We start from the raw sequence: 26538 nt of genomic DNA on the forward strand, positions 1-26538 counted from the left end.
GTTGGCTGTTAGAACTCAATCTGTACGAGTGCCCACACAGATGATTGCTTTATATTGTTAAAGAACGTTTTGAGTCGCTTTAGCGTCTCAAGGGATGCGAATAATACACCCTTTATTTTTCGAGTCAATACTTTGTTTTAAACTTTCTTTTGGAAGATTTAAAACCGAAGTTTTATTTAACTCTCTGAGTAGTCCGTGCCTCGCTATGCGTTGGCGTTTCCCGTCTCAGTGGGGTCGCATTATAGGGAGATCCGAAAACAGATCAACCCTTTTTTAGATCTTTTTACTGTTCGAACAAAAATAGAACAAAACCACGTAAAACCACATGAAAACCCGTCTAAGATGATGCTTTTTTATGCTCTTATTTATTATTTAATACAAATATCATTGCTATGTTTGATTTAGGCGTTAAGATAGCAAGTTCACAATGTTAAATTAATGTTTATTTCCTGTTTATTGGTAGATCTAAAATGAAATTACCCGATCAAAAATCTTTTATCTTCTCTGTTATTCTTGCTGTAGTTGGTTTTGTTGTTGTTGAGTTTGCTTTAGGCGGCTTAGCTTTAAACCCTGCATTACTATTTGGTGCTGGTTTATTAATAGGTGCGATTGCTATTGCTGCAATATCATCTGATGTGACTGAAGAAGCTGAAGTTAAAACAAAAACGCTTTATGTTGGTAACCTTCCTTATCGTGCAAACGAAGGTGTGGTTCGTGCATTATTTGAAGAACAAGGCAAAGTATTCAATGTTCGTTTATTAAAGGATAAGAATACTGGCAAACGTCGTGGCTTTGGTTTTGTTGAAATGGCGCAAGCTGATGCAGACAATGCAATTGCTAACTTGAACGATAGCGAGTTCCAACAACGTACTTTAAAGGTACGTGAAGCAAAACAAAAACAAGAAGATGATTCTAATGCTCTACGTACTGAGACGGATCAGTCAGTGTAACTAGCTTTACCGCTAGCTTATTGCTAAACACATCAGCCGTTGCATAATATTGCAGCGGCTTTTTTATGTCTGTTTGTTTATTCACACATAAGTTAAGTTGGTTAAGCAGGAAGTTGACTCTATTTGCTATCGCTACACCTGAATCAAGTAATTTTACATTCCCTTCAAAATACTGGCTAATCGGCTCTGCTAATATCGGAAAGTGCGTACACCCTAGTACAAGTACATCTATTGTTTTATCTATATGTAGTTCATCAAGTACTTGATGCAACTTGTTTGTATCTAAATAGCCTGTAAAAAAGCATTCCTCAGCTAACGTTACTAATTCAACACTGCTATAAAGGTTAACGATTACATTACGTGCATGTTCAGTAATTAATGTTTTTGTGTATGAACTAGCAACCGTTGCCGGTGTGGCTAACAAGCCAATATGATTTGAGCCTGTTAATTCTGCCGCAGGCTTTATTGCTGGTACAACACCTACAATAGGAATATCCGTAATTTGGCGAACAGCGCTAAGTGCAGATGTAGAAGCTGTATTGCACGCTATTACAATTAAATCAACGTTAAGCGTGTTGGCTTTAATGAAATGAATAAGTGAACATAATCGATTAATTATAGTTTGTTGGGATTGAGCACCATAAGGTAATAATGCATTATCCATAAAATAGCTGTACTGAGCATTGGGGATACTTTGCTTGATATGTTCAAGTACAGTTGTTCCACCAATACCTGAATCAAAGACCATTATATGCGCTGACAAACTACCGTTCCCACTTTACTTTAAGAACGGCAGTTTGCCATGAGGTATTTATAAAAGAAAGTAGTTTAACTTTGCGTGGTTTCTAAATCAGTAAGACTGTCGGCTGCCGAATTTAACTGATTAAGGTTTTCGAACATAGACTTTGTGTAATCTACTAACTTATCTATTTGTTCCTGATCTTGATTTAACCATTGTATAATGCCAGCTAGCTGATTTTGTAATCCAAGTTCGCCTGCTTTCTCAAAAGCATTTTTGAGATCGTCATTGAAAGGAGCTAAACCCTCTGCGACTTGTTTTTCTGGTGCTGGTTTATATTCTTCATAGCTTTTAACTGTAGCTATTGTTTTTGTTTGGCGTAAATCCATAGAGAAAGCCACCAGCTGTTCGCTGTCTAAACTCAGCTCTTGTGCTTGTTCAAATGCTTCATCTAAATCACCACCAAAAAAGGTTTTACTTAAATCTTGTAAGTCTTCCATCATCGCATTAATAGCTTCTTGCTCTTGCTCGTTTAAGTCACCATTTACCGACATCGAAAATGATACCTGTCGAGATTGCGATGATGAGCTTGCAAACGACTCACTATTACTGTTTTGCTGATAGCCACTTGCCGATTGAGATTCAAATGCATCAGCAAAGCTAATACTTACCTCATCGCCTTCTGCTGTAGTAAATTTATACTCTGCATTGCTAGTCATACTGACGTATTGAGCCTGGCTTATATTTACGCTGGCAGGTTGTGGGTTAAATAACGACTCTTCAAACTTATCCAGCCCATTGTAAATTCCCTCTTTGGACTTATTAATGCCCTCCTCCATGTCATCATTAAATACGCCAGTACCTTTGAGTTCATCAACAGCGTCAACAATCCCTATTTGGACTCCTTTGCGCGCATCGCCTAGCATATCTTTGAGCTTTTCGTCATCAGCGCCGTTAGCTTTTGCTTTATTTACAGCACTACTTACAAAATCGAGTACGTTTTTTACTATTTCATCAAAATCAAATAGTGGTTTATCTGCTTTTTTTTCTGCGATAGGTAATCCAAGCTGCTCAGCCATTTTATCGCCAAGCACCTTTGCGGCCAACTCTCGGCCTCGTTGCAGGGAGCTATCTTGAGGAGACGTAATCGTAGGTTGCTGTATATCAGCTTTATTATTGAATTTATTGATGTTGTTGTTTGGCGTAAAGCCATAGTTACCTATTTTCATGATTCGTCTCCTAAGCGTGCGTAGTTTATTATCGGCTATAACAATAAAAACTAAAGTACAATGTGCAATAAAACAGCATAAATGCTAGCCAAAACTAGACAAATACGCAGCGCTCCCTACAATAGCGCCGATAAACAGATCTTAGATAAGGTAGTAGCGTTAATGGCAGTTATTAAAATAGATACCACACAGTACCAAGCGCAGTTAAGTGAAAAAGAGCAGCGTATTAGTGCACAGTTCCAACGTTTTGGTGTGGAGCAACTAGAAGTATTTAGCTCAGAACCAACTAACTACCGCCAACGTGCTGAATTTAGAGTATGGCACGACGGTGATGATCTGTTTCACATTATGTTTGATCAACAAACAAAAGAAAAAATCCGTGTTGATACGTTTGACCCAGCAGCGCCTCTAGTTGGTGAAATAATGCAGGTGATGATTGAGCATCTTAAGCCTTGTGAAATATTACGTCGTAAGTTATTTCAAATCGATTACCTATCCACGCTAAGCGGTGAAATTTTAGTAAGCTTGCTTTATCACAAACCACTGGATGATAAATGGTTAAGTGAAATTAAAGCACTTAAAGAAAAACTGAGTAGTAAATACAAAATTGACTTTATAGGTCGTGCACGCAAACAAAAAGAAGTACTTGGTGATGACTTTGTAACTGAACATTTAACAGTTAATGGCCAAGAGCTTATATATCAACAAGTAGAAAATAGCTTTACTCAGCCTAATGCAAAAGTAAATATTAATATGCTGGAGTGGGCACAAGATTTATGTAAACCACTTAAAAATGATTTACTAGAACTGTATTGCGGTAACGGTAACTTTTCAATTGCATTATCGGGTTCTTTTAATAAAGTATTAGCGACGGAAATATCAAAATCATCAGTTCATTCTGCTCAATACAATATTGCTAAAAATAACGTAGAGAACCTAGATATTATTCGTATGTCGAGTGAAGAGTTTACCCAAGCAATGAATGGCGAGCGTACTTTCTCTCGTTTAGACGGTATTGATTTAAAAAGCTATGACTGCCAAACCATATTAGTTGATCCACCGCGCGCGGGCATGGATGAATTAACGTGTGACTTAGTGGCTAACTACGAAAGCATAATTTATATATCGTGTAATCCTGAAACCCTTGAGCGTGACCTTGATCACTTAACACGTACGCATAACGTTAAGCGCTTTGCTATATTTGATCAGTTCCCTTATACGCATCACATTGAGTCGGGCGTTTTCTTACAGCGCAAATAAATACGCTCAGTAAACGTTACCCATAAAAAAAGCTCCTTAAGGAGCTTTTTTTGTTTTAGCTAAACTTACTTGTTAGCTAGGTAATTTATTAATTTGCTAATGTCTTCAGGTTTAGTAATACCCGACTCACGACCTAGGTTTAATTTGTACTTACCATTTACAATAAAGGTAGGTACACCACGTAGTGCGCCTTTTTCTTTAAAGTAGTCTTGATCGCGTTTCATTTTAGAGCTCAGCGTACGTACCGAGAAGCTTTTAAACAGCTTATCAAACTTATCACCATCAACCCCCTGCGCTACAAATATATCTTTTACATCTGCAAGCTCATTAAACTTAGCGCGCTTTGTATGGATATGATTAAAGATTGCAGAAATAATCTGATCTTTTTGTGGAAGTACTTCAGCTGTCGCCAGTGCTTGGCTCATCATCTGTTGGTTTTCTGGGTCACGTACACCTACAAAATCAACATGGCTCTTTTTAAATTTAACGTTTTTATCAAGCTTAGGCTTAAACTCACCAATTAGTGCTTCCATGTTATTACATGCAGGGCAGTAAAATGAGAAAAACTCCTTAACCTCTGGCTTTTTAGTTGCACGCTCAGAAACTACGTCGTAATGCACGCCTTCTTCATACGTTGCTGCAAAGCTTGTTGCTGCCATAGGCAGTAATATTGCAAGCAAACCTGCTTTAACCAATTTAATCATTATTATACTCCGAAATTTATAGTGCTAATAAAAACGCTACTAACTCATCAAGTTCTTTTTGATTTTTGATGGTGTTGAGGTTTATTTTATATTTATCGTTAACAATAAAAGTAGGTACACCTGTAAGTGCGCCTAATTTTGAATATTTATTTTGTTTGTCTTGCATTGCTTGCTCAGCTGAAATAACTGGCATGCTTGCAATCTCTTGATCAAACGTTGCGCTATCAATACCGTTTACTTCAAGTAATTTTTTAACGTCTTTCATTTCAGTTAATGGTGCACGTTGAACATGAATACTTTTAAAAATTTGATCGCTAATACTTTGAGCCTGACCATGCTGCTTAGCAATTAAGTAGGCAAAGCTTAAATTACTTTGTGCTTGTGGCGACACGCCACCTAAAAAGTTCACGTGGTTTTTAATAAACTCAGCGCCTTCTGGCAAGCCTTTTTCAATTGCTTTTGCTACTGGTTCAAACTTAAAACAATGTGGACAGTAAAATGAGAAAAACTCGGTTACTTGCGGTGACTTGCTTTTGTCTACATCAATAACAGTGTATTGATTATCAACTTCAAACTGTGCAGCAAGTGCTGCAAATGGTAAACATAAAAGTAATAAACTCAGTTTTAATTTTTTAAGCATTTGTATCTCGTTGTACTTGTCTTTAAATAAAATATTACGGCAATAACTTTAACGGTGCTTCTTGCAATGCTGCAAGTTGCTCTTTCAGTGCTAAAATTTGTTGCTCCCAGTATTTGTCATCAGCAAACCATGTAAAGTTCCGCACAAAAGCAGGATCACTCCATCGTTTAGCTACCCATCCCATATAATGAATAATACGCATTGCTCGCAGCGGTTCAATTAATTTGAGTTGAGAGTGTTCAAAATCACAAAACTCTTCATACGCATTTACAAGGGTGTCTAACTGTAACAGTTGCGTCGCTCTATCGCCACTGAGCATCATCCATAAATCTTGGATTGCAGGACCTTGGCGGCTGTCATCTAAATCAACAAACATTAGCGCATCACCAGCCCACAAAATATTACCAACGTGGCAGTCACCATGTAAGCGAATACTTTGCACATCTTTATACTGTTTTTGCGCCTGCTCTATCACTAAATCTAAAATAGTATAAAAGGCAGTATTTATTCCCATGGGCACTAAGTTACTTTTTTGAAGATGAACTTTGGCTGTATGCAAATACTCCTCGCAGGTAACTGTTGGCCTATAAGTAAAAGATTTTGTTTTAGCTACTTGGTGCATACGGCCAATTAATCGCCCCATTACATCAAGCTGATATAAATTATCAACCTCAAATAAACGCCCGCCTACACTTGGAAACAACACAAACAAATACCCTGCGTGTTCAAACAAGCTTTGCCCATTATATAAAATAGGGGCAACAACGGGTACCTCTGCCTCTGCTAGTTCAAATGCAAAGTCATGCTCTTCTTGAATTTGCTCTTTACTCCATCGCTCTGGGCGATAAAACTTCACTACGTAACGCAGGCCATCATCGGCTTTAAATTGGTACACTCTGTTTTCATAGCTATTGAGCGCTAATAAACCAGATTCGGCGTACACACCTACGCTTTCTATTGCATCGAGTATTAGGTCAGGTGTTAAGTCAATAAAACTAAATTTACTCATACTCTTCTTATATAAAATAAAAGCGGGTTATATACCCGCTTTTGTTAATTGCTATATCAACTTACCTAATTAAGGTAAGTTGCGATTATCGCGCTTTAAAAAAGTTACTCGACTGCGATATTGTCTCATCCGGCTCACTAACCGGTGAAAGCACAAAATTAAACTCAGTCATCGGCGCCTTCAAATCATAAGGGTCCATTACAAGTGACAATGGTACGTTATGAGATTCCCCTGCCTGCACAGTAAATGACTGCTTACCAATATACTTAAAGTTATCTAACCCTTGTACTTTAATATTAAAGGTTTGCTCATACTGCGCTTTATTAATTACCTTTAATGTATAGGTGTTCTCTACTAAACCATCAAAATCGACACGATATAATTGGTTTCGGTCACGAATAATATCAAAGTCCATTGTTTTACGCAGTGCTATATTAGCGACAAGCGCTCCCGTAAGCACAACAAGTATGACCGTGTAACCAATAATTTTAGCTCGCAGTGGATTCGTTTTATTTTCTGGGGTTTCGAGATTTCGCTCTGTCGTATATGAAATAAGCCCACGTGGGTATTCCATTTTATCCATTACGCCATCACACGCATCAATACACGCGCCACAGTTGATACACTCAGCTTGTAGCCCATTTCTAATATCAATACCTGTTGGGCACACTTGTACGCACAAGTTACAGTCTATACAGTCGCCTAGCTCTAAATCTTTATGATCTACTTTACGTGAACGAGGACCACGGCTTTCACCTCGGCTTTCGTCGTACGTTACAGTGTATGTGTCTTTATCAAACATAGCTGATTGAAAACGAGAGTAAGGGCAAATGTGTAAACACATAATTTCTCGCATCCAACCGGCATTACCATAAGTACATGCAGCAAAGAAAATAATACTGACTAGTGCATAACCACCTACATCAAACGTTACAAAGTCAGGGAGTAATTCCCTGATTGGCGTAAAGTAACCCACAAAAGAAATAGCGGTATACAACGAAAACAATACCCAACTAATATGCTTTGCCGTCTTACGCCAAAACTTATCAAAATTCATGGGTCGTTGATCGAGTTTTTTACGTTGATTAGCCGTGCCTTCAAGCTTTTCTTCGAACCAAATAAAAATAAAAGTCCAAACAGTTTGCGGACATGTGTAGCCACACCAAACCCGTCCATAGAAGGTGGTCACTAAAAACAGCGCAAATGCTGCCAGCATAAAAATAAACGCTAATATGGTAAAATCTTGAGGCCATAGCGTTAAACCAAAAATATTGTATTTTTGACCAATTAGATCAAACAGCACGGCTTGCTGGCCGTTAAAATTAATCCAAGGGAGTAACATAAACGCAAGTAGGCCTAAAAAGCCAATGCGCTGCCTAAGTAATTGATGTAGGCCTTTTACGGCACGCACATAAATACGATTTCGGGGATTGAACCTATCGTCTTGACGGCTTAAATCCGGTTTTTGGATTTTCACCTCTACAGGGATATTCTTTACTTTAATTTGCTTGTCCATCGAAGTTCCTCAACGCCGCTTGGAAATAAAAATCCAGCAATACTCAAGTACTCTATACTTAAAGTTAGCAAGTTACTTGCTGGGCATATTTACTTTAATAAATTGCCTTCTCGAATACTTTCAGATATTTCAGAAATATCTGACTGCTGTTAACCATTATAACAATGTTGGTTAAAATTACTGGCATAGATTGCTAATAATTTATTCATCCCAGTTACTTGCTTTTAAAATGCAGTTTATTACACTGCATGGTAATTCAACCCTACTTAGATCAAGGTTTACGTATCCATGAAAAAATTTATTATTTTGGTAGTTGTGATCCTTGCCTTTTTTACAATCGATCACCCACTTATCAAAGAACCTCGCGAAAGGTTACTAGGTGAAGGCATCGGCTTTTTAAGTGATGCAAGCAAGGTCAACAGAAGCCCTGCTGCAAATATGGCTAAAAATAGGATCAGTAGTCAACTTAAACTCTCTGAATCTGAATCTGAGTATGTAGAAAAAACATTTACAACTGATGACTCTGTTCAGTTATTTCACCTACGCTATTGTCGTGAGCGTGACTTAAACCTTTATTTTTATGACGACCGTTTAAATACGGTATGTAAAATAGTGACTGAAGCATTAGAGCAAAAGCGAGCAAAGTAGTGGATTTTTCGAATTTAAATAAAAAAGCAAGCGACTCATTTCATAAGCAGCGCAATATGCTCAAGCAATTAGCGCAAGGCAAAACATTAAAGTGTGAGAAGTGTAATGGGGTTTTAACACTTGATTTAGCTACCAGCGAGCCTGGTAAAGGCATAGTAAAGTGCAAGCAAGGCTGTACGGATATTATATTAGAGCTAGGCACTTAGATTAAACTAAGCGCCTAGTATTAATAATTACTCTTCCCAACTCTCGTCGGTTATCAAGCCGCTATTAATTGCGACCACTTCAATTAGTTCAGCAAACCCTAATGCAAAGTCACCCATAGATTCATACTGATAATGACACAAAGCTTCTATTGTCATGTTATTTTGTTTGGCAATCTGAGCTATTGCTAGCTGGTCGAGTGCAAAAAAGCTTAGTGTACTTAACGCACTTTCTAATGCTTGTTTAAATTCGGCATCCAGCTCGGGAGCATTTAAAAGAGGCTCTGCATACGCTTTTGTCGCCACTAAGAAGCCTTTACTCCACGACTTACAAAATTCAGCATCAAATGTGTCTGGTAATTTATATCCAGTTTCGAACACCTGCTCACTAATTTTGTGATAAAGCGCCATAAACAAAAAAAGCATTTCTTCATCTAAATCGTTAGCTGTATTTGGTAATATCTGCTCAAGCCACTCATGTACATCTAATGGGTTGGGCGAACAAATTACACCAAATAAATAGCCTTGGCTTTGTACAAGGGTCATTGCTTGAGATTGGGTATTTAAAAATGAGCTGAGCTGCTTTGCGTGCAGCTCAGTAAATTGGGGTATTTGCATTAAAACTCTTTATATTAAAACATTAAAAGTTGAGCGGGTAACGACCTTGGCTATCTGGTCGGCCTAAAAACTTAACCGCATCATGTACATCTTTAGGTAAGCTAGCATCTGGTTTTACATAACCTGCCACTCTAAAGTCGAAATTAGCTTTAAGTGTAGCATCTGCCTCAAGGCCAAGCGTATTATCTGGGTCAATTAATATAGCCACATCACCCGACTTACAACTTAACTTACCAGCTAGAGGTCCAATATTAAACCATCCATTTAAACCTTGAACATCAATATCAGGACTCGCTATTTCACCTTTTAGTGAATCACAATAAGGTGCGCCTGAGCTGTATTCATCAAGCTCTAAAATCACACGCCCTTTAGCGGTAACAGGTAGAGGAAGTTGCACACGTTGCATTGCACGTTCTACAGTGGAGCGTACTAGTGCATCAGTCACTATTACTTTTTTATTAAAAAACCCATAACTTACATCTGCGTAACCCGAAATATCACTGCGTTCTCGTGGATTACCAAATTTTATGTTCGCATTTAATTTGCCTGTAAATAATTTCCAGCCTGCAATGTCCCAGCGCACATTATTTAACTGTTCACCATCAAAACGTACTTGCATCATTTGACCTTGCCAAACAGTGCCTACAGTTTGCCCTACTTCTAATTGCTTTGGAAAATACGGTTTAGCTATATCAAGTGCAATACTGGCTGGTAATTTAATAATACAAAACACAATAAAACTAATTAAAAAGACAGCCGATAACGTTATTATTTTTTTCATTAATTAATTCTCTAATACTAAACGGCTTACGCGCACATAGCCTGATTTATCATCGCGGCTTAAATCTAAATTTTCAATTTTTAAACCATGCTGATTCACTAGCTCATCTAGCCATTCTATTAACTGATTAAACTCTACTGAGTCGAGCGTTAAACGAAGAGAATCACTACTGGGCTGCATTTTACTAATATTGATTTTATAGCGTCCACGAGTAGAATTTACCACTTGGCTTAAGTTTGTATTGCTAGCAACACTTTTGTTACCTGCAGCCTTTAGCTTAACAATACTGTCATCAACCCAAGCTAATAGCTCTTGTTGTTTAATTTGAGATTGCTGTGCTTTTTCTATCGCGTTATTTAATGGCCTAAATATCCCCATTACTAAAATAAAAATAATAAACACGCCACCAGCGACCATTACTAATTGTTGTTCTTGCTCTTTAAGCGAACGCCACTGTTTCATTAACTGCTTTTTCATACTGCACCTCGCAGTTTAATTTCACCTACGACATAATCACCGTCATTATTTAAAGACCCTTGCTCAACAGTTAAACCTTGCTTTTCAAGTATGATTTTTACTTTACCAAAAGTTTGGAAGTCTTTAGCCCGTGCACGAATGCGCAGCTCATTACGACGTTTGTCATAACGAAGTGTTTCAGGTGTAAATTCGCTGACTTGCGAAAATACATCAACCAAATTAGTCGTTAAGTCTAAAAAGCCGGATTCACTTGAGCCTTGTATTTTATCTAACGCGCCTTTAATTTGGCTTTTAATTAGATTGGGGCGAACTTTAGTTCCCGGAAATGCTTTTTGATATCTGTCGACTACTTGAGCTTTAGCTACTTCTACTTGTGTATTAAGTTGGTGTAACTCAATAGCTTTTATTGTAATTGTAGAAACCAATGCAACACTTGCTATAATTGCGGCGCCTTTCCAATAACCCCACCACAAAGCGCTTTGTTTTTTTAGCTGATACATACCTTGGCGTAAGTTAAAATTAACGCTATCTAACTGTTTTGCAAATAATGCTAGAGGTAAGTCATAATCGCTTGTTTGGGCTTGTAAGTTAACGCTTTCAGGAAACTGATTAGCAGGACTAAAATGTTTAATGTCAGGGTTCCCCATGGCTGTTAAATAGCCATTCAACCAACTAGATTCAACCGCACCAATATGCCATTGCCCTTGCTTAAACAACCATTGGTTGTTGAGCTCAATAGCAGTTACGGCGCCATCATCTGCAAGCGGTAACAACAAAGCATCGGGTAATATTCTGTATACTAATAGATTATGCTCAGCAAATAATGCAAGCCATTGTTCAAACCATTCACGGTCTGTCATTGCAACACGAATTGCATGTTGCTCACCAAGCATTGTCGGCTGCGCTACTGCTATAAACAGTTCATCAACGTCACATGCTATATCTTCTTCAAGCATGTATGGCAATGCTTGCTCAAGCTTGCGATTCCATTTTGTTGGCAAAGCGACCGTTTTTAATTGCACTTGGTCACTGGGTAATAACACGACCACTTCTCGGGTAAGTGCTTTTTCGCTTAGCTCACTTAAATGCTCTGCATTTGGTAACTCACCACTGGCTATTATTTCTTGTTCTTGTGGTGAGTAAATTAACCAGTTAAGTAATTCTTGTTCGGTTTGACCCGTGCGGATCAACAGTATTTCTGTCACTGTACGCCTCCAAATTTTCGCGCCAGTATCGTTACGTCGCCGTCTTTAGCGTGCAGTAATGTGGTCATCGAAAAACGCAGGTCGACAAAGTTTGCCTGCGTTTGTAATTTAAAATATTCGCTTTTAATACTAAATAGACTTTTTATTGAGTCAGTATTAGTACCGCCTTGCTGCTTCACCTGTTCAAAAAATTCATCGATGGTGTCAAAGCCAGTTTGCGGTCTTGCGCCTAACACCGCTTCTGCGCCAGATAAGCTCAGGCTTTCTATCAAGGCACTGAGTATAAGCGCTTGCTCTGGCATTAATGTATTTACGTTAATTGATAAAAGCGTACTGCCTGGTATTACACATACATATGGCAATACTTTTTCCATCACTAATGGATTAAAGCCCTTAACTAAACGCAGTTCCGATGTTGATGCAAATAAACTATTGGCTGTCATATACGGAAAATCTCGTGATAAGTACTCGTCTTCTTCTGCGCCTGAGCGATACGTAATACTGTTCTCATCAAGCCAATCAAATACACTATCTGCCATTGTCTCTTCTGATTCATCAGCAGGTAAATCTTCAATGTTTTCAAGTAATGCAAAGAGTGCTTTATGTGCAGAGTTTGTTTTACTTGCGCTGTTTGTATCTGGCGCTATGGCTAAAGCATTTAAATTTAAACATGCTTGTAAGTCAGTAATTTTGCCACTTAACGTGCCGTTATCAACAGGGTATGAAGCATCACCTTGAGTTGCCCAAATTTGATCAAGCGTTGTTTTATCGGCATCATCTTTTTTACTTTGTATAAGCCCTTTAATAGCAAGCTCTTCTGCACCGTAGGCGTACCATTTAGCTTGTTGGTGACCTTGCAAATTTGTACTTTTTTGCACTTGAACCATTAAATTAGCACTCATCTCTACTGCTAAAATAGCTGCTAGTGCCACAATAAACAAAACAATAACAAGTGCTGCGCCGCGCGATGATTGCTGTTTAACCATTATTCACGCTCGTATCTTGTGTTGTGCTTGGTGTAGCAACAACTTTGCCTTGCCCTGGTACTAAAAATACACGACGAATTGGCTCAGCTTCTATTTGTTGCAAAGTAACAGCAACCGCTTTAGGGAGTGCTTTAATTTCCCACTGTTCTTGCCATTCGTTTTTATCATCTAAAAACTCAAACTTAAGTTCTTCAATATTCTCCAGTACGCTTTGAACGCGTGGCTCCATATTATCGAGCTGATCAACATAAACCCGATAAACACGCTCAAGGTTATCGTCTATCACTCTATAACCAACGGCTTGTAGTTCTGAGCGTGGTAATAAGTTAATTGGATTTATCCAGCCATCTCGTACGAACGCGATACCATCGTATTGGCTTTCTAAGACGTAACGACCAGCAAGCAAATATTGCTGCTGAACATCGCCAGACTCATTGCGAACTGCACGTTTGGTCATTTGGCTAAAATCTTGATCCATTAACCTAAATGTTGTTTGCAATCCATTTAGCTCAGCAATTTTTTCATCCGAAGCATCTTTAGCTCTTGTTGTCGTCTCGAGTATTTGATGAGTAGCAATAATAACAAAAGCTAAAATACCCAGTGCAACCATAACTTCAAGTAATGTAAACCCGCGCTGCTTCACTTACTTTTTGCCTTTATTTAAATACGTCGATAATTCATATGCCGAATGCTCATACTTTTCATCCGTAAAAACATTGATTGTTAGCTTAACAAAGCTTTTGTCAGCGGTGGCTGTTACTTCTTGCTGCCAAAACCATTCAACACCGCCCATTACTTCGCTGCCTTTAAGGTTATTTTTACCTTGCCATTGTTCGCCTTTGGTACGTTGTTCAATAATAACGTTTTCGGCGACCCAAGATGCATAGGTTTGCTCTTCAATAGTTGTTAAGTGATGTATATGCTCGCTTGTTGCTTGCATTGCCGCTATACCCGCCATGGCGCAAATACTTAATGCCACCAGCACCTCTAGTAAGGTAAACCCTTTTGTGCGCTTCATTATTCTGGCTCTCGGCGAAAGTTCACTGGTGCAGTAAATTCACCTTCAATGTAATACACAGGCTCGCTTTGCTCTTTTAACTCTAATATAAGTTGAAACGCGCTTACCTCACCTGATGACAAAATAAGTACTTGTGGGATTTTCAACTTTTTAAGCTCAAGTAAGCTGTCTTCATCGCCGCCACTCATAAGCTCGCGCCAGTTAGATTGCTCTAAGAGGTTATCTTGCGCCCACGCTAAATCTTCTAAGTTAAGCGTGAGCTTTAATCTTTCATCTAACTCTATTGGTTTAAAAAGATCTTCACGGTCAAAGGTAATCCACTTTTCACCATCGAAAACTAAATACTCTAATGTATTTTCTTCTACTAATAAGCCCAATTCAACTTGGTTTAAAATAGCAAATTCCGATGCCATATTAATGGTGGTATGCAGCCTTAGTGCTTGAGTATCTAACTCCTCCTCAACACCGCCTTCTAAGCTATATACCACCATTTTGATGGCAAAAGCGATGATCACTAATACCACTAAAATTTCTATTAAACTAAAGCCTCTGCTTTTTGCATGGCACTGCTTAAGGCTTGCTTTCATAGCAAGCCTCTAGCATTAACATGTTCATACAAAGCAGTGTACTTAGGCATTATTGTTTTTCTTCGTCCCAGTTACCGATGTCGTCATCAGTACCTGCTTCACCGTCTGGGCCCATAGAAAAAATATCAAACTTTCCTATTTCACCTGGGCTAATTAACTGATAGGTATTACCCCAAGGATCTTCTGGTAGTTCATTAATAAAACCACCGTCAGGGAAACGTTTTGGAACCGGTTCAATACTTGTTTGAGTAACTAGCGCTTCAAGACCTTGCTCTGTGCTTGGGTAGCTCTTATTTTTAAGCTTGTATAAGCTCATTGCATCTTCTAATTGCTGGATATCTAGATGTGCTTTATCAATAGCAGCCTCTTCTTGCTGACCCATAATGTTAGGTGCAACAATTGACATAATCATCCCGATGATAACCAGTACCACCATCACTTCTAGTAAAGAAAAACCTGATTGTTTATTCACGTAATTACCTCATTATTCTAAAAACATTAAGTAAAAATGGTTTAGGTAAAACCATTAATATATTTAAAAATTTATTTTAACTTAAAGTCCAACAGCTTTATTCATCGCCATTATTGGCTGCAATATTGCCATTACTATAAATAATACAATAACCGCCATTGAGGCGATCATCGCAGGCTCTAGTAGTTTAAGCGATACATTAACCATGCTCTCAAATTCGCGATCTTGGTTATTTGCAGCACGCTCTAACATTTGCTCTAGTTCACCTGATTTTTCACCACTTGCTATCATATGCAGCATCATTGGTGGAAACAACTTAGTTTGCTGAAGTGCAGCTCTTAAGCTTGCACCCTCACTCACTCTATCGGATGCATCTGCAACCGCTTTTTTAATTTTTTCGTTAACTAATACGCCACCCGAGATACGCATTCCTTCAAGTAATGGTACCGAGCTTGACGATAAAATACTTAAAGTACGCGCAAAACGTGCGGTGTTAATACCACGAGCCACTTTACCTATGCCTGGCATATGTAGCACTCGGTCATCCCACCAAAAACGTATTTTAGGCTGCTTAAGTGCATGCTTAATACCAATGGCTATAGCTGTAATAGCTATTAGACTAATAAACCAATAATTTTGCACAAAATGGCTGCCTGCCATAACCCACTCGGTTGTCCAAGGAAGTACTTGTTTCGTTTTTTCAAACGTTTTTAATATTTTTGGTACTACGGTGCCCAGTAATACCGACACAATACCAATTGCAAATACCACTAATATAATAGGGTAAACCATAGCCTGAGTTATTTGGCTACGCATATGCTGGCGCTGCTCGGTATAGTCAGCTAAACGATTAAGTACTTGGTCAAGGTGACCCGACTTTTCGCCTGCGGCTACCATTGCACGATATAAATCGTCAAAAACATGAGGAAATTCACTAAGACCATCAGCAAGGGTGTAACCTTCGACTACTTTTGAGCGTACCGACATAAGCATTCGCTTTAAACGCGGCTTTTCGCATTGCTCAGCAACAGCCATTACCGCGCCTTCAACCGGGAGTGCCGATTGAATAAGTGTTGCCAATTGCCTTGTAATTAATGCTAAGTCTGAGGTTGAAATTGTCGGCTTAAAAAAGCCACCGAGTAAAGGGGCTTTTTCGCCTTTGACCTGTTTATCACTTTGCGCCGCAGGAACAACTTCAAGCGGCGTTAGTTTTTGATCGCGTAAAGTTTGGCGGATTTGTTTAGCTGTATCAGCTTCTAAAATACCTTTTTTTTCTTTACCTCGGCCATCTAAGGCACGATATTCAAACGCCGCCATAGTTAACCTTCCTCACGGGTAACACGCAAGACTTCTTCAAGTGTTGTTTTGCCTGCTAGTACACGGCTACAGCCATCTTGACGAATACTTGGGCTTTTTTGGCGAATGTATTTTTCTACGCTTTGCTCGCCTTTACCGTTGTGAATCATTTCGCGTATGGTTTCATCAACGACAAGTAACTCGTGAATACCCGTACGACCACGGTAACCATTAAAGTTACATTCCTCACACCCCACCGCTCGATAGATTGTCGGTTGGCTTTCAAAAGGAACCCCTAACAGCTGGCATTCATGCTCATCGGCCGTGTGACCTTCTTTACAGGTATTACATAACGTACGTACTAAGCGTTGCGACAATACACCGAGTAACGACGATGAAAGTAAAAAGGGTTCAACACCCATATCTTCCATACGTGTAATTGCACCCGATGCGGTATTTGTATGCAAAGTAGACATAACTAGGTGACCGGTAAGTGATGCTTGAACACCAATTTGCGCTGTTTCAAGGTCGCGTATTTCACCCACCATTACTACGTCAGGATCTTGTCGTAATATTGCGCGTAAACCACGAGCAAATGTCATATCAACTTTTGCATTAACCTGTGTTTGCCCAATGCCTGGAATTTCGTACTCTATCGGATCTTCAACGGTAAGAATATTACGATCGCGTGAGTTAATTTGGCTCATACCAGCGTATAAAGTGGTACTTTTACCAGAGCCCGTTGGCCCTGTTACCAAAATTATGCCGTGGGGTTTACTAATTAAATCTGAAAACAATGCGCGATTTTCTGCAGTCATACCTAAATCTTCAAGATTTAAACGCGCGTTGTTTTTGTCAAGTAAACGCAGTACTACGCGCTCACCAAAGCTCGATGGCATTGTAGATACACGCACATCAACTGCACGCCCTGCAATACGTAAGCTAATACGACCATCTTGTGGAATACGTTTTTCGGCTATATCAAGCTTAGCCATTACTTTAATACGAGATACAAGTAACGATGCAAGTTTACGATTAGGCTTAAGTACTTCTTTAAGCACGCCATCAACCCTAAAGCGAATAACAAGCTCTTGTTCGAAGGTTTCGATATGAATATCAGAAGCCCCTTCTTTAATCGCTTCACTTAACATGGCATTAATAAGCTTGATTATTGGCGCATCATCGTCACCAGCCAGTAAATCTTCAGTTTGAGGGAGCTCATCAGCAAGTGAAAATAAATCGACCTCGTTACCAATATCTTCCATCATTTGTTGTGTTTCAGAGCTGTCACGCTGGTATGACGCTTCAAGCAATAGCTCAAATTTATCATCATCCAATTGCTCAAGTGTAAAACCATGGCCTGCGATACGGCGTACTTCTAATAGTACTTCCACATCTAGCTCACCACGGTAGTAAACTATGCGATGATCTTTGCTTTTACCAAGTAACACACCTGCGCGTCTTGCATAGGAAAACGGCAAACGCTTTGCTGGTAACTCAACTAACACATCACTGGTTAATAGCTCATCCTGATTATGCGTTTGAGGATGAACCACATCTTGGTTTATCTCTTGAATCGCATTAGTCATCTTTACGCTCTTGTGCATTTTGTTTACGTAGAGACTCTTCATACGTAGGTGGAAGTACTAGTTCGTCATTCCACTCAGGTAAAATAGGCGTATCAGTCATTGGCATTAACTCAATACCGTCTTCTTTTTGTTTAAACTGCTCACCACGAATAAAGTTATATTTATTAAAGCTTAACTTATTCATGCTTACACCATCACGAATAATGGTTGGGCGAATAAATACAATAAGATTACGCTTACGGCGCGTTGTATTTGTTGATCTAAACAGATGTCCTAAAATAGGGATATCGCCTAATAACGGTACCTTAGAAACACTTTCTTGTACGTCTTCGTCAATTAAACCGCCAAGTACAACCATACCGCCATCATCGGCCATAACCGTTGTTTTAATTGCACGTTTATTAACTGAAATATCAACAGCAGTTGCACCACTTACACTCGATACTTCTTGCTCAATAGTAAGTTGTACTGCAGAGCCATCGTTAATCTGTGGCGTAACTATCAGTTTAATACCGACTTCTTGACGCTCAACTGTTTGAAATGGGTTAGCATTATTACTGCCCGTTTGTGAACCTGTGATAATAGGCACTTCTTGACCGACTAAAATAGAGGCTTCTTCGTTATCCATTGTAGTAATAGAAGGGGTAGCCAAAATATTTGAATTTGTATCAGTGGCAACAGCCTGAATAATTGCACCCCAATCATTTTTAACAACGCCTAGCGCTAAACCGTTAATACCACTTAGCAATGAAGCAAGTGCATCATAGTCACCCTCAGTCGTTTCATCGTAGCTAGTAACGGTTCCTGACTCTGTACCAATGATAGTTTTAGTTACTGTTGTATCTTGTGCTTGCTCTGCAGCAACAGCTAACGAGCCCACGGGAACCGTAGTGCCGTTGTTAAACTGCAGCATACCGCCCTGCTCAGAAATCCATTGCAGGCCTAAGTTAACCCCGTCGCCTTCCATTACTTCAATAATAATGGCTTCAACTAGCACTTGGGCACGGCGAATATCAAGACGTTCAATGACCGACTCGAGCGAGCGCATTGTATCCGGCTGCGCAGTAATGATTAATGAATTTGAATCTGGGTGAGCTTCTATACTGCTTTCATTATTGCTTCTGCTACGAGTTTTAGTCGTGCCGCCTTGTGCATCTTCAACAAGTGACTTACTAACGCCTTGCAGTACTTTTACTAAATCTTCAGCTTTAGCATAATTTAGGTAAAACACTTTGGTATTACCTTGGCTTTCTAATTCGCCATCTAAGCGCTTAATGAGCTCAATAGCACGTGTACGTGCTTGGCCTTCACCACTTACTATAACGCTATTAGTTCGGCCATCAGCGACTACTTTTGGAATTAAGAATTCAGGTACGCTGCCTTTACCGCTGTCTTTATAAATATTATCTACCACAGAGACAACATCATCTGCCGTCGCATATTTTAGCTTAACTATATCTACACGCTTGTCACCTGCTTGATCAACAGAGCGGATAATCTCAACTAAGCGATTAACCGATGCTGCATGACCCGTTAGCATCATAACGTTAGCCGCGTTAAAGTTGGCAACGTGGCCCCCATCTTTTTGATCGCTAAATTGACGAACCAAAGGACCAAGCTCTTGTACACTTACATTTTTAACTCGTACAACACGTGTAATCATCATGTCGCCGCTAGCTTCACTACCCTCGGTAATAAGTGGTACATTTGATTTTTTGGCGTCTGAACTTTTTTCTATCTTAATTATGCCATTGTCCATTTCAACAGCTGAGTAGCCATAAACTTCCAATACATTTAAGAAGAACTGATAATAAAGTGCTTCGTCCATTAACTCATAGCTGCGAACATTTACTTTGCCGCGCACGTTAGGGTCAATAATTACTGTTTTATTAAGGTTTTTACCAACAATATTAATAAACTCGTTGATATCAGTTCCTTTAAAGTTAGCAGCATATTCAACAGCAGAAACAGACAAAGAAATACTTGCCGCCAAAAAAAGTGCTGCGTACTTAGCTAACCCTTTTTTAATTTTTTTGAGGTGTAGCACCTGAACCATTATATTGAAACTCCAAAGCTAAATTATTGCAGACTAAATTGCACATCAATTTGTTCACCATCACGTTCTATAGTGATATTGGCATCTGTACTATTACGCAGCTCGTTGATAGCTGACATAGCCTGTTTTAAATCTGTTAATTGATAGCCATTTATAGAAATAGCCAAATCGTTATTTTTTAATCCCATTTGTTTAAACAGTTCAGGCTCTTTACCTGGACTTAAACGATATCCGATTAGTTCGCCATCATTCATGGCTTGTGAAACACGTATGTAGTCAAATAACTTGCCTGGCTCTTCGAGTAGCTCTTCACGTGTTTCTATAATTGCTTCTTTAACGTCTGGATCTGCAGTTGCATCTATTTGTAGTTCACTCGGCTCTACTTTTTGTGGACCCATTTCAGCATCATCACGGGCAGCGAGTACTGGCATAGATACCGTTTTATTAAAATCGAGTCCATCGAGCATCAATGTCTCAAAACGCCCATTAACATTCAAAATAACACGATCAGGTAATATTTGTGCTACTTCAGCGCGCGTGCCTAATACAACTTCTTCAACAAAATAACTTACTTGCTTACCTTGTGATTCAATAATTGCGATACCTGCTTTATCATTGTTATTAACCGCTACAATACCGGTTAAATTTATACTTAGGCGTGTTTCTGGCGCATTGTTTATAACCTGCGATTGCTTTGCAGTATTATTGTTGTTTGTTACAGTTTTTTTACCAAATAAGAATTGCTCAACAATATGCTGCGCAGAGTTATTACTCACACCAGATGACTGATTAGCATGATGGCTAGGGGTAAGCAGAGTTACTGGTGGTTTTGGCCATAAAAGCCAAACTAGTTTTGATAATAAAAATGCAAGATAAACAACAACTAAGAGTGTCACTAATGCACTTAACTTAGCATGCGGTAAACGAGTTAAAAATTGTTTTAGTTGTTGGATTTGCTGTTCCATAAATAATGTTCTTATTTTAATTTACTGCGTTAGCGCGTACCCATAGTACCCTTTCATTTTTCTTTCAACAAGCACACTAATATTAAACTTTGTAAACAGATTAAATTAACTTTACATAACCGTATAAAAAATAAACGGCTGTTGTAATACCTTCATCCTACGATGATTTCATGATAAATTTTAAGATATAAAACGTGGGGAAATGCCTTATGAGTAAAAAAAGTAACGCTAATACCAACTCAGACCATGCGGATGGGTTAAAAGTTCGATTAGATAAATGGTTGTGGGCTGCGCGATTTTATAAAACTCGTGCTGTTGCACGTGAAATGGTACAAGGCGGCAAAGTGCATTATAATGGACAACGTACAAAAGCGAGTAAAATAGTAGAGGTTGGCGCAAACATAAAACTTGCACAAGGAGTAGATGAAAAGCTGATAACTATACTCTCAGTGCTTGAAAAACGCCAAAGCGCCCCCATTGCACAGACCATGTATCAAGAATCTGATGCCAGTATTGCTAAACGCGAAGAGAACAGCATCGCACGCAAAAATAATAGCTTTTTTGCCCCCCATCCGGATAAAAAACCGGATAAAAAGCAAAGACGCGAACTTTTAAAAATGAAATCAAGTTAGGTATAGCCGCTCATGCAACAAGATTTACTTCACCGTTATTTATTCAACGAACTAGATGTTCGTGGCGAACTCGTACAAATCGAGAATGCTTATAATGAAATGATTGCCGACCATAATTACCCAGACCCTGTTAAAGCATTACTTGGTGAGTTACTCGTTGCAACTTGTTTACTTACTGCTACCTTAAAGTTTGAAGGTGAAATTGCTGTACAGCTTCAAGGCGATGGCCCAGTTAAATATGCTGTTATAAATGGTGATGACAAACAAAACATGCGCGGTATTGCACGCCTGCAAAGCGAAATTACGGGCACAACTGTAAAAGAGCTTATTGGCCAAGGCTATATGGTAATCACTATTACCCCTGAAAAAGGTGAACGCTACCAGGGTATAGTGCCGCTAGAGCATGACACCCTTAGTGAATGTATTGAAAGCTACTTTGAGCAGTCAGAGCAGCTAAAAACACGCCTTTGGTTTGCAACTGATACTACTGAAGGTAGCGCAAAAGCATGTGGTCTATTTTTACAAGTACTTCCAGTTGATAAACAAAAATCAATTGAAGACTTTGCGCACTTAGAAGCATTAAGTAACACGATTAAAAATGAAGAGTTGTTACACTTAGATGCGAACACTGTTCTTACACGTCTTTATCACGAAGATAATCCTCGCGTATTTGAACCTCAAGCGATTAAATTCAAATGTGGTTGTAGTCGTGATAAAACAATTACTGCACTTGTTAATGTTGGACAAGAAGAACTACTTAAAGATGTAGCTGAGAAAGGGGCTGTTAACATTAACTGTCATTACTGTTTAAAAGAGTATGTTTTTAACGAACAAGATATAAAAAGTATTTTCAACTAAATGTTCAGCTTCATCTATATATAGTAATTAAAGCCGCAAAACATGCGGTTTTATATTATAAAAAGATGATACCGGTGTCATGAATTTTGTTAATTTACTGACACCGGTATCATTGAAATTATTCATGTTTTTTAGCAAATATATGTGTTTTTAGAGGCTTTACGGGCTCGAATATCTCAAAACCTTCTGTTACTATAATTTCAGCTTAAGGGCACTGATAACCCCAGAGCTATCCGTTCAAACTCTCACACATTATAGTTAGGTATAAACATGACTACAGGCGCTACACGTTTTGTCGATTTAACCGCAGCTGAACTTGTCGAGCATGCGATCCGCCGTGGCGAAGGTACTTTAGCCGCAAATGGTGCTTTTGTTGCAATTACAGGAAAACGAACTGGCCGTTCACCAAAAGATCGTTTTATTGTTCAAGAAGCGACAACTCAAGATGACATTCAATGGGGCAACGTTAACCGCCCATTTGATGCAGAAAAATTTGACGCATTATGGGCTCGCGTAGAAGAACATGTTCAAAGTAATGACCACTTCACCTCTCACCTAGAAGTTGGCGCAGACCCTGAGCATTATCTACCTGTAGTCGTAACTACAGAAACAGCGTGGCACCATATTTTTGCCAAAAACATGTTTATCGAACCACAAAACTATAACGCCTCAAACTTACCACAATGGCAAGTAATGAACGTTCCTTCGTTTGTATGTGAACCAGAGCGTGATGGTACAAACAGCGATGGCACCGTTATTATTAACTTTGCACAGCGTAAAGTACTACTAGCAGGCATGCGTTACGCCGGTGAAATGAAAAAATCAATGTTTTCTGTACAAAACTTCCTACTACCAGCAAAGGGTGTATTACCAATGCACTGTTCTGCTAATGTTGGCGAAGCAGGCGATACAGCATTATTCTTCGGTTTATCTGGAACGGGCAAAACAACTCTTTCAGCAGATCCTACTCGCTTTTTAATTGGTGATGACGAACACGGTTGGGCACCTGGAAGCGTGTTTAATATTGAAGGCGGTTGCTATGCTAAATGTATCGACCTGTCACAAAAGAACGAACCTGTAATTTGGAATGCAATTCGCTTTGGTACTATTTTAGAAAATGTAGTGCTAGATGAAAAAGGCGTTCCAGATTTTAACGATACTAGCCTTACTCAAAATAGCCGTGCAGCATATCCACTTGAACATGTTGAAAAGCGTAAAGTAGAAAACCGCGCAGGCGAACCAAAAGCAGTTGTATTTTTAACCTGTGATGTAAGCGGTGTATTACCACCTGTATCTGTTCTTAGCGAAGAAGCGGCTGCTTTTCACTTCTTAAGTGGATACACAGCTAAAGTTGGCTCAACTGAGATTGGCTCTACTAGCGATATTGAATCAACGTTTTCAACCTGCTTTGGTGCGCCATTCTTCCCACGTCCTGCTGGTGTTTACGCTGAGCTTCTTATGAAGCGTGTACGCGAGTTTGGCGCTAAGGTATACCTTGTGAATACAGGTTGGACTGGCGGTCCTTACGGCACAGGTAAGCGCTTTGATATTCCGACTACTCGCGCAGTAGTTGATGCAATCGTATCTGGTAAATTAGCCGGTGTTGAAACTCAGCACATTGATGTTTTAAACCTAGATGTACCGGTAGCAGTTCCAGGTGTAGATACTAACTTACTTAATCCTATAAATACGTGGGAAGATAAAGCTAAGTACAATGAATATGCAGCAAAACTTGCCGCTGACTTCACTGAAAACTTTGCTAAGTATGACGTATCAGACGATATAAAAAATGCAGGACCTAAAGCTTAAATAAGCTTCAAGCTTGTATTTTAACGCCAGCCAAGGGCTGGCGTTTTACTTTCTAAATACCTAACTTAATAAGTGCGACAAAATGCCGCACAACTCATATCAAAAACCATATAATATACCGCGTAATTAATCATTCCTTAATGCCCAATAAACCTGCATTATTACTCATTACGGCTATTTAATTAATGACACGAAAGCTTTCATGGCGAAAAACATTCAGGCGGTTACATTTATACTTAGGCCTATCAGTAGGTGTTTTACTTACTATAATCTCTCTTTCTGGGTCTATATTAGTTTACTATCCGCAAATAGACTTACTGCTAAATCCAGTAAATGACGCGACTACAAACATAAAAACGCCTAATTGGGATCAAGCATATAATACACTAAGAACCAATTTTCCTTCAAAGCAAGGGCAATGGCGATTAGAAAATACAGGTATAAACTCAGTAATTCCCGCGCGATACTACAATCCAATAGAAACAAAAGAGCAAGCTTTTGCTCCCTTAATGGTGTGGCTATCCAATGATGACGATGAAATAATACGCAAAAACTATTGGGGAGAATACTTAGTAACTTGGATGTACAACTTACATTTTTCATTACTAACAGGGGCAACGGGCACTCTCGTTATTGGCTATATAGGCATAGCCTCAATAGTTCTTCTGCTCTCTGGATTCTTTGCTTGGTTTCCAAAGCCTGGGCAGTGGGTAAAGGCACTAAAATTTAAATCTCGTAGCTCTAAAATAGGTTTGCTATACGACTGGCATAAACTAATTGGTTTAACCTTCTGCATACCGCTACTAGCTTTAACTGTTACAGGTGTTATGCTCGCTATTCCAAAACAAACAGATCCTATATTAACCGCTCTAGTTAGCGATATAAACTCCCCACCAAAAACACAAATACAACCGAGCAAACAAACCAATATTCCTTTATCACAGGCGGTATTAATAGCTGAAAAAGCATTACCGAATACGCGTTTAGCTTGGATTGAAACACCATCAAACTTAAATGCAATTTATAGATTTAGATTTCAAACCGTAAACGATCCTTCGTATCGCTTTCCACATAGCTATATAGAGGTGAATGCACTTACAGGAAAATTAGAGAGCGTGTTTAATATAGATAAACAAAATACAGCTAATAAAATTAAAAACTGGATACACCCTCTACATGACGGCAGCATTGGCGGTAACATTTTAAAAGTAATTTGGGTGTTGAGTGGCTTCGGGTCTGCTGCATTGTTCATTATTGGCGTATATAGGTGGTTAGTTAGAACTAAGATAATACAAAATAAACTTTAGTTGAAGAAGTACACTAGTCACTTTTCAGTAAGCCTTGTCGATGGTTTTTTAATATAAAGTAGATGGCCTTAGTTAACCTTAGGATTCAAAATTAATAATGCTCAGTACATATTAAATTAAAGCAGCTCTTAACCGCTTATCTGGCTATAAAACAATTAATGAAGGGTAGTTAATACCATTAGTTTAGATAGGCACTCAATGAACACTATTATTTAAAAAACCTCATGCCCATTAGATTTAAGTTCTATGCGTAAACCTCTGTATCAGCCTCTGCCTAATTATTTTCATTCTCTTCAGTTAACCTACCCAAAGCGTATATAAAGGCTTAAAGGTCATGTTCAATACTTATCACAAGACCAGATAGTTAAAGCTTTTGTATTAGGTCAAATGTTAAACCAATTGGTATTTTTACCCAAAGTACAAATGCTACCACTCATTGTCGAGCGGAGGTTTTTATGCTTTCGTCGGGAGTCGCTATGCTCGCCCGACCTACGTGATAGGTGTTGGTATGAGTGTGTGTTAACTGCGCACATTTCACTTTTCTGCAGACGTAAAAAAGCCCGACTCTTTCGAATCGGGCTCTCTACAATTTGAAGCCTGGTAATGTCCTACTTTCACATAGCAAATGCTACACTATCATCGGCGCTGTTTCGTTTCACTACTGAGTTCGGCATGGRRTCAGGTGGGTCCAAAACGCTATTGTCACCAAGCAAATTWGGTTGTCAGTTCGTATYKCTACGCACTAACTGAATTTGGAAAATATCTGATAATATTTTTTAAGTCTTTCAGTAAATATCTACTTTAGTCATATTAACTTCTGTCAAACTGTCGCATAAAACGCGTTTGGCGTTGTATGGTTAAGCCTCACGGGTAATTAGTACAAGTTAGCTTAATGGCTCACACCACTTCCACATCTTGCCTATCAACGTTGTAGTCTTCAACGGCCCTTCAGAGACTTTAAAAGTCTAGTGAGAACTCATCTCG

The 26538-nt window shown here is 39.0% G+C and carries 27 protein-coding genes and 2 rRNA genes; 8 read left to right on the top strand and 21 right to left on the bottom strand.

The window, feature by feature from the left end:
• Window positions 1–470: 470 nt before the first annotated feature.
• On the top strand, window positions 471–950 hold the full coding sequence (locus tag EU510_RS19690; RefSeq protein WP_024596401.1) for an RNA recognition motif domain-containing protein: 480 nt from the start codon (window positions 471–473) through the stop codon (window positions 948–950).
• Here EU510_RS19690 and murI read toward each other — a convergent pair.
• Window positions 913–1713 carry a glutamate racemase gene (gene murI / locus EU510_RS19695; RefSeq protein ID WP_149594830.1) on the bottom strand — a complete coding sequence of 267 codons (801 nt, stop codon included), beginning with the start codon at window positions 1711–1713 and terminating at the stop codon, window positions 913–915. The two genes, EU510_RS19690 and murI, sit on opposite strands and share 38 nt — an antisense overlap.
• Before the next feature lie 65 nt (window positions 1714–1778).
• Window positions 1779–2918, bottom strand: a complete 1140-nt coding sequence (locus EU510_RS19700) for a DUF5610 domain-containing protein (RefSeq protein WP_149594831.1) — start codon at window positions 2916–2918, stop codon at window positions 1779–1781.
• A 162-nt stretch (window positions 2919–3080) separates the two neighbouring features.
• On the opposite strand from EU510_RS19700, the gene trmA reads away from it, so the two are divergent.
• Window positions 3081–4178 (top strand): tRNA (uridine(54)-C5)-methyltransferase TrmA, encoded by a 1098-nt coding sequence (gene trmA, locus EU510_RS19705; protein WP_149594852.1) that lies wholly within the window; start codon window positions 3081–3083, stop codon window positions 4176–4178.
• A 65-nt stretch (window positions 4179–4243) separates the two neighbouring features.
• On the opposite strand, the gene EU510_RS19710 is transcribed toward trmA, so the two are convergent.
• The 4 genes from EU510_RS19710 to ccoG all read right to left on the bottom strand — a co-directional run bounded on the left by EU510_RS19710 (window position 4244) and on the right by ccoG (window position 8047).
• Window positions 4244–4882: a thiol:disulfide interchange protein DsbA/DsbL gene (locus EU510_RS19710; RefSeq protein WP_002962055.1), complete on the bottom strand. Its 639-nt coding sequence runs from the start codon at window positions 4880–4882 to the stop codon at window positions 4244–4246.
• A gap of 16 nt (window positions 4883–4898) precedes the next feature.
• On the bottom strand, window positions 4899–5522 hold the full coding sequence (locus tag EU510_RS19715; protein WP_149594832.1) for a thiol:disulfide interchange protein DsbA/DsbL: 624 nt from the start codon (window positions 5520–5522) through the stop codon (window positions 4899–4901).
• Between the two features lie 34 nt (window positions 5523–5556).
• Window positions 5557–6531, bottom strand: coding sequence for a serine/threonine protein kinase (locus tag EU510_RS19720; RefSeq protein ID WP_149594833.1), 975 nt, complete (start codon window positions 6529–6531; stop codon window positions 5557–5559).
• A gap of 85 nt (window positions 6532–6616) precedes the next feature.
• Window positions 6617–8047 (bottom strand): cytochrome c oxidase accessory protein CcoG, encoded by a 1431-nt coding sequence (gene ccoG / locus EU510_RS19725; RefSeq protein ID WP_149594834.1) that lies wholly within the window; start codon window positions 8045–8047, stop codon window positions 6617–6619.
• A gap of 288 nt (window positions 8048–8335) precedes the next feature.
• On the opposite strand from ccoG, the gene EU510_RS19730 reads away from it, so the two are divergent.
• Window positions 8336–8695 (top strand): hypothetical protein, encoded by a 360-nt coding sequence (locus EU510_RS19730; RefSeq protein WP_149594835.1) that lies wholly within the window; start codon window positions 8336–8338, stop codon window positions 8693–8695.
• A complete protein-coding gene (locus EU510_RS19735; RefSeq protein ID WP_149594836.1) occupies window positions 8695–8901 on the top strand; it encodes a hypothetical protein in 207 nt (68 codons plus the stop codon). The genes EU510_RS19730 and EU510_RS19735 overlap by 1 nt, the downstream gene beginning before the upstream one ends.
• Before the next feature lie 27 nt (window positions 8902–8928).
• Here the strand turns inward: EU510_RS19735 and EU510_RS19740 are convergent, their stop codons facing one another.
• The 13 genes from EU510_RS19740 to gspC all read right to left on the bottom strand — a co-directional run bounded on the left by EU510_RS19740 (window position 8929) and on the right by gspC (window position 20948).
• Window positions 8929–9516, bottom strand: coding sequence for a UPF0149 family protein (locus EU510_RS19740; RefSeq protein WP_149594837.1), 588 nt, complete (start codon window positions 9514–9516; stop codon window positions 8929–8931).
• A gap of 22 nt (window positions 9517–9538) precedes the next feature.
• Window positions 9539–10297: a type II secretion system protein N gene (locus EU510_RS19745; RefSeq protein WP_149594838.1), complete on the bottom strand. Its 759-nt coding sequence runs from the start codon at window positions 10295–10297 to the stop codon at window positions 9539–9541.
• Window positions 10298–10300: 3 nt separating this feature from the next.
• Window positions 10301–10774 (bottom strand): type II secretion system protein GspM, encoded by a 474-nt coding sequence (gene gspM, locus EU510_RS19750; RefSeq protein ID WP_149594839.1) that lies wholly within the window; start codon window positions 10772–10774, stop codon window positions 10301–10303.
• Window positions 10771–11979 (bottom strand): type II secretion system protein GspL, encoded by a 1209-nt coding sequence (gspL, locus tag EU510_RS19755; protein ID WP_149594840.1) that lies wholly within the window; start codon window positions 11977–11979, stop codon window positions 10771–10773. The genes gspM and gspL overlap by 4 nt, the downstream gene beginning before the upstream one ends.
• Window positions 11976–12965: a type II secretion system minor pseudopilin GspK gene (gene gspK, locus EU510_RS19760; RefSeq protein WP_149594841.1), complete on the bottom strand. Its 990-nt coding sequence runs from the start codon at window positions 12963–12965 to the stop codon at window positions 11976–11978. The genes gspL and gspK overlap by 4 nt, the downstream gene beginning before the upstream one ends.
• Window positions 12958–13608, bottom strand: coding sequence for a type II secretion system minor pseudopilin GspJ (gene gspJ, locus EU510_RS19765; protein ID WP_149594842.1), 651 nt, complete (start codon window positions 13606–13608; stop codon window positions 12958–12960). The genes gspK and gspJ overlap by 8 nt, the downstream gene beginning before the upstream one ends.
• Complete coding sequence (gene gspI, locus EU510_RS19770) at window positions 13609–13983, bottom strand: type II secretion system minor pseudopilin GspI (protein WP_002962039.1); 375 nt, start codon at window positions 13981–13983, stop codon at window positions 13609–13611.
• On the bottom strand, window positions 13983–14570 hold the full coding sequence (locus tag EU510_RS19775; protein WP_149594843.1) for a Tfp pilus assembly protein FimT/FimU: 588 nt from the start codon (window positions 14568–14570) through the stop codon (window positions 13983–13985). Before EU510_RS19775 ends, gspI begins: the two co-directional genes overlap by 1 nt.
• Window positions 14571–14619: 49 nt before the next feature.
• Entirely contained in the window at window positions 14620–15042 is a 423-nt protein-coding gene (gene gspG, locus EU510_RS19780; RefSeq protein WP_002962036.1) for a type II secretion system major pseudopilin GspG, read from the bottom strand.
• Window positions 15043–15123: 81 nt separating this feature from the next.
• Window positions 15124–16359 (bottom strand): type II secretion system inner membrane protein GspF, encoded by a 1236-nt coding sequence (gene gspF / locus EU510_RS19785; protein WP_149594844.1) that lies wholly within the window; start codon window positions 16357–16359, stop codon window positions 15124–15126.
• A gap of 2 nt (window positions 16360–16361) precedes the next feature.
• Window positions 16362–17927, bottom strand: coding sequence for a type II secretion system ATPase GspE (gene gspE, locus EU510_RS19790; RefSeq protein WP_149594845.1), 1566 nt, complete (start codon window positions 17925–17927; stop codon window positions 16362–16364).
• Window positions 17920–19983: a type II secretion system secretin GspD gene (gene gspD, locus EU510_RS19795; RefSeq protein WP_149594846.1), complete on the bottom strand. Its 2064-nt coding sequence runs from the start codon at window positions 19981–19983 to the stop codon at window positions 17920–17922. The genes gspE and gspD overlap by 8 nt, the downstream gene beginning before the upstream one ends.
• 23 nt (window positions 19984–20006) lie before the next feature.
• Window positions 20007–20948, bottom strand: a complete 942-nt coding sequence (gspC, locus tag EU510_RS19800; protein ID WP_149594847.1) for a type II secretion system protein GspC — start codon at window positions 20946–20948, stop codon at window positions 20007–20009.
• A gap of 209 nt (window positions 20949–21157) precedes the next feature.
• On the opposite strand from gspC, the gene hslR reads away from it, so the two are divergent.
• The 4 genes from hslR (at window position 21158) to EU510_RS19820 (ending at window position 25554) form a co-directional block, all read left to right on the top strand.
• Entirely contained in the window at window positions 21158–21580 is a 423-nt protein-coding gene (hslR, locus tag EU510_RS19805) for a ribosome-associated heat shock protein Hsp15 (RefSeq protein WP_149594848.1), read from the top strand.
• Between the two features lie 12 nt (window positions 21581–21592).
• The gene (hslO, locus tag EU510_RS19810) at window positions 21593–22438 is read left to right on the top strand and encodes an Hsp33 family molecular chaperone HslO (RefSeq protein ID WP_149594849.1); all 846 of its coding nucleotides are present in this window, start codon (window positions 21593–21595) and stop codon (window positions 22436–22438) included.
• A gap of 270 nt (window positions 22439–22708) precedes the next feature.
• A complete protein-coding gene (locus EU510_RS19815) occupies window positions 22709–24247 on the top strand; it encodes a phosphoenolpyruvate carboxykinase (protein ID WP_149594850.1) in 1539 nt (512 codons plus the stop codon).
• A 185-nt stretch (window positions 24248–24432) separates the two neighbouring features.
• Window positions 24433–25554 (top strand): PepSY-associated TM helix domain-containing protein, encoded by a 1122-nt coding sequence (locus tag EU510_RS19820; protein WP_149594851.1) that lies wholly within the window; start codon window positions 24433–24435, stop codon window positions 25552–25554.
• 595 nt (window positions 25555–26149) lie between these two features.
• On the opposite strand, the gene rrf is transcribed toward EU510_RS19820, so the two are convergent.
• Window positions 26150–26264: ribosomal RNA gene (gene rrf, locus EU510_RS19825) — 5S ribosomal RNA — on the bottom strand.
• Between the two features lie 143 nt (window positions 26265–26407).
• Window positions 26408–26538, bottom strand: a 23S ribosomal RNA gene (locus EU510_RS19830); the annotation flags it as partial.

It is taken from the genome of Pseudoalteromonas sp. FUC4 (assembly GCF_008370255.1).
Classification (GTDB): Bacteria; Pseudomonadota; Gammaproteobacteria; order Enterobacterales; family Alteromonadaceae; genus Pseudoalteromonas.

Coding starts and splice junctions, on each gene's coding strand:
- EU510_RS19710 (WP_002962055.1), bottom strand. CDS start 4,882: ATGATTAAATTGGTTAAAGCAGGTTTGCTTGCAATATTACTGCCTATG.
- ccoG (WP_149594834.1), bottom strand. CDS start 8,047: ATGGACAAGCAAATTAAAGTAAAGAATATCCCTGTAGAGGTGAAAATC.
- EU510_RS19690 (WP_024596401.1), top strand. CDS start 471: ATGAAATTACCCGATCAAAAATCTTTTATCTTCTCTGTTATTCTTGCT.
- EU510_RS19700 (WP_149594831.1), bottom strand. CDS start 2,918: ATGAAAATAGGTAACTATGGCTTTACGCCAAACAACAACATCAATAAA.
- gspM (WP_149594839.1), bottom strand. CDS start 10,774: ATGAAAAAGCAGTTAATGAAACAGTGGCGTTCGCTTAAAGAGCAAGAA.
- trmA (WP_149594852.1), top strand. CDS start 3,081: ATGGCAGTTATTAAAATAGATACCACACAGTACCAAGCGCAGTTAAGT.
- hslR (WP_149594848.1), top strand. CDS start 21,158: ATGAGTAAAAAAAGTAACGCTAATACCAACTCAGACCATGCGGATGGG.
- EU510_RS19720 (WP_149594833.1), bottom strand. CDS start 6,531: ATGAGTAAATTTAGTTTTATTGACTTAACACCTGACCTAATACTCGAT.
- EU510_RS19820 (WP_149594851.1), top strand. CDS start 24,433: ATGACACGAAAGCTTTCATGGCGAAAAACATTCAGGCGGTTACATTTA.
- gspK (WP_149594841.1), bottom strand. CDS start 12,965: ATGGTTAAACAGCAATCATCGCGCGGCGCAGCACTTGTTATTGTTTTG.
- EU510_RS19775 (WP_149594843.1), bottom strand. CDS start 14,570: ATGAAAGCAAGCCTTAAGCAGTGCCATGCAAAAAGCAGAGGCTTTAGT.
- EU510_RS19730 (WP_149594835.1), top strand. CDS start 8,336: ATGAAAAAATTTATTATTTTGGTAGTTGTGATCCTTGCCTTTTTTACA.
- EU510_RS19715 (WP_149594832.1), bottom strand. CDS start 5,522: ATGCTTAAAAAATTAAAACTGAGTTTATTACTTTTATGTTTACCATTT.
- EU510_RS19815 (WP_149594850.1), top strand. CDS start 22,709: ATGACTACAGGCGCTACACGTTTTGTCGATTTAACCGCAGCTGAACTT.
- EU510_RS19740 (WP_149594837.1), bottom strand. CDS start 9,516: ATGCAAATACCCCAATTTACTGAGCTGCACGCAAAGCAGCTCAGCTCA.
- gspD (WP_149594846.1), bottom strand. CDS start 19,983: ATGGTTCAGGTGCTACACCTCAAAAAAATTAAAAAAGGGTTAGCTAAG.
- gspC (WP_149594847.1), bottom strand. CDS start 20,948: ATGGAACAGCAAATCCAACAACTAAAACAATTTTTAACTCGTTTACCG.
- hslO (WP_149594849.1), top strand. CDS start 21,593: ATGCAACAAGATTTACTTCACCGTTATTTATTCAACGAACTAGATGTT.
- gspE (WP_149594845.1), bottom strand. CDS start 17,927: ATGACTAATGCGATTCAAGAGATAAACCAAGATGTGGTTCATCCTCAA.
- gspF (WP_149594844.1), bottom strand. CDS start 16,359: ATGGCGGCGTTTGAATATCGTGCCTTAGATGGCCGAGGTAAAGAAAAA.
- gspI (WP_002962039.1), bottom strand. CDS start 13,983: ATGAAGCGCACAAAAGGGTTTACCTTACTAGAGGTGCTGGTGGCATTA.
- EU510_RS19745 (WP_149594838.1), bottom strand. CDS start 10,297: ATGAAAAAAATAATAACGTTATCGGCTGTCTTTTTAATTAGTTTTATT.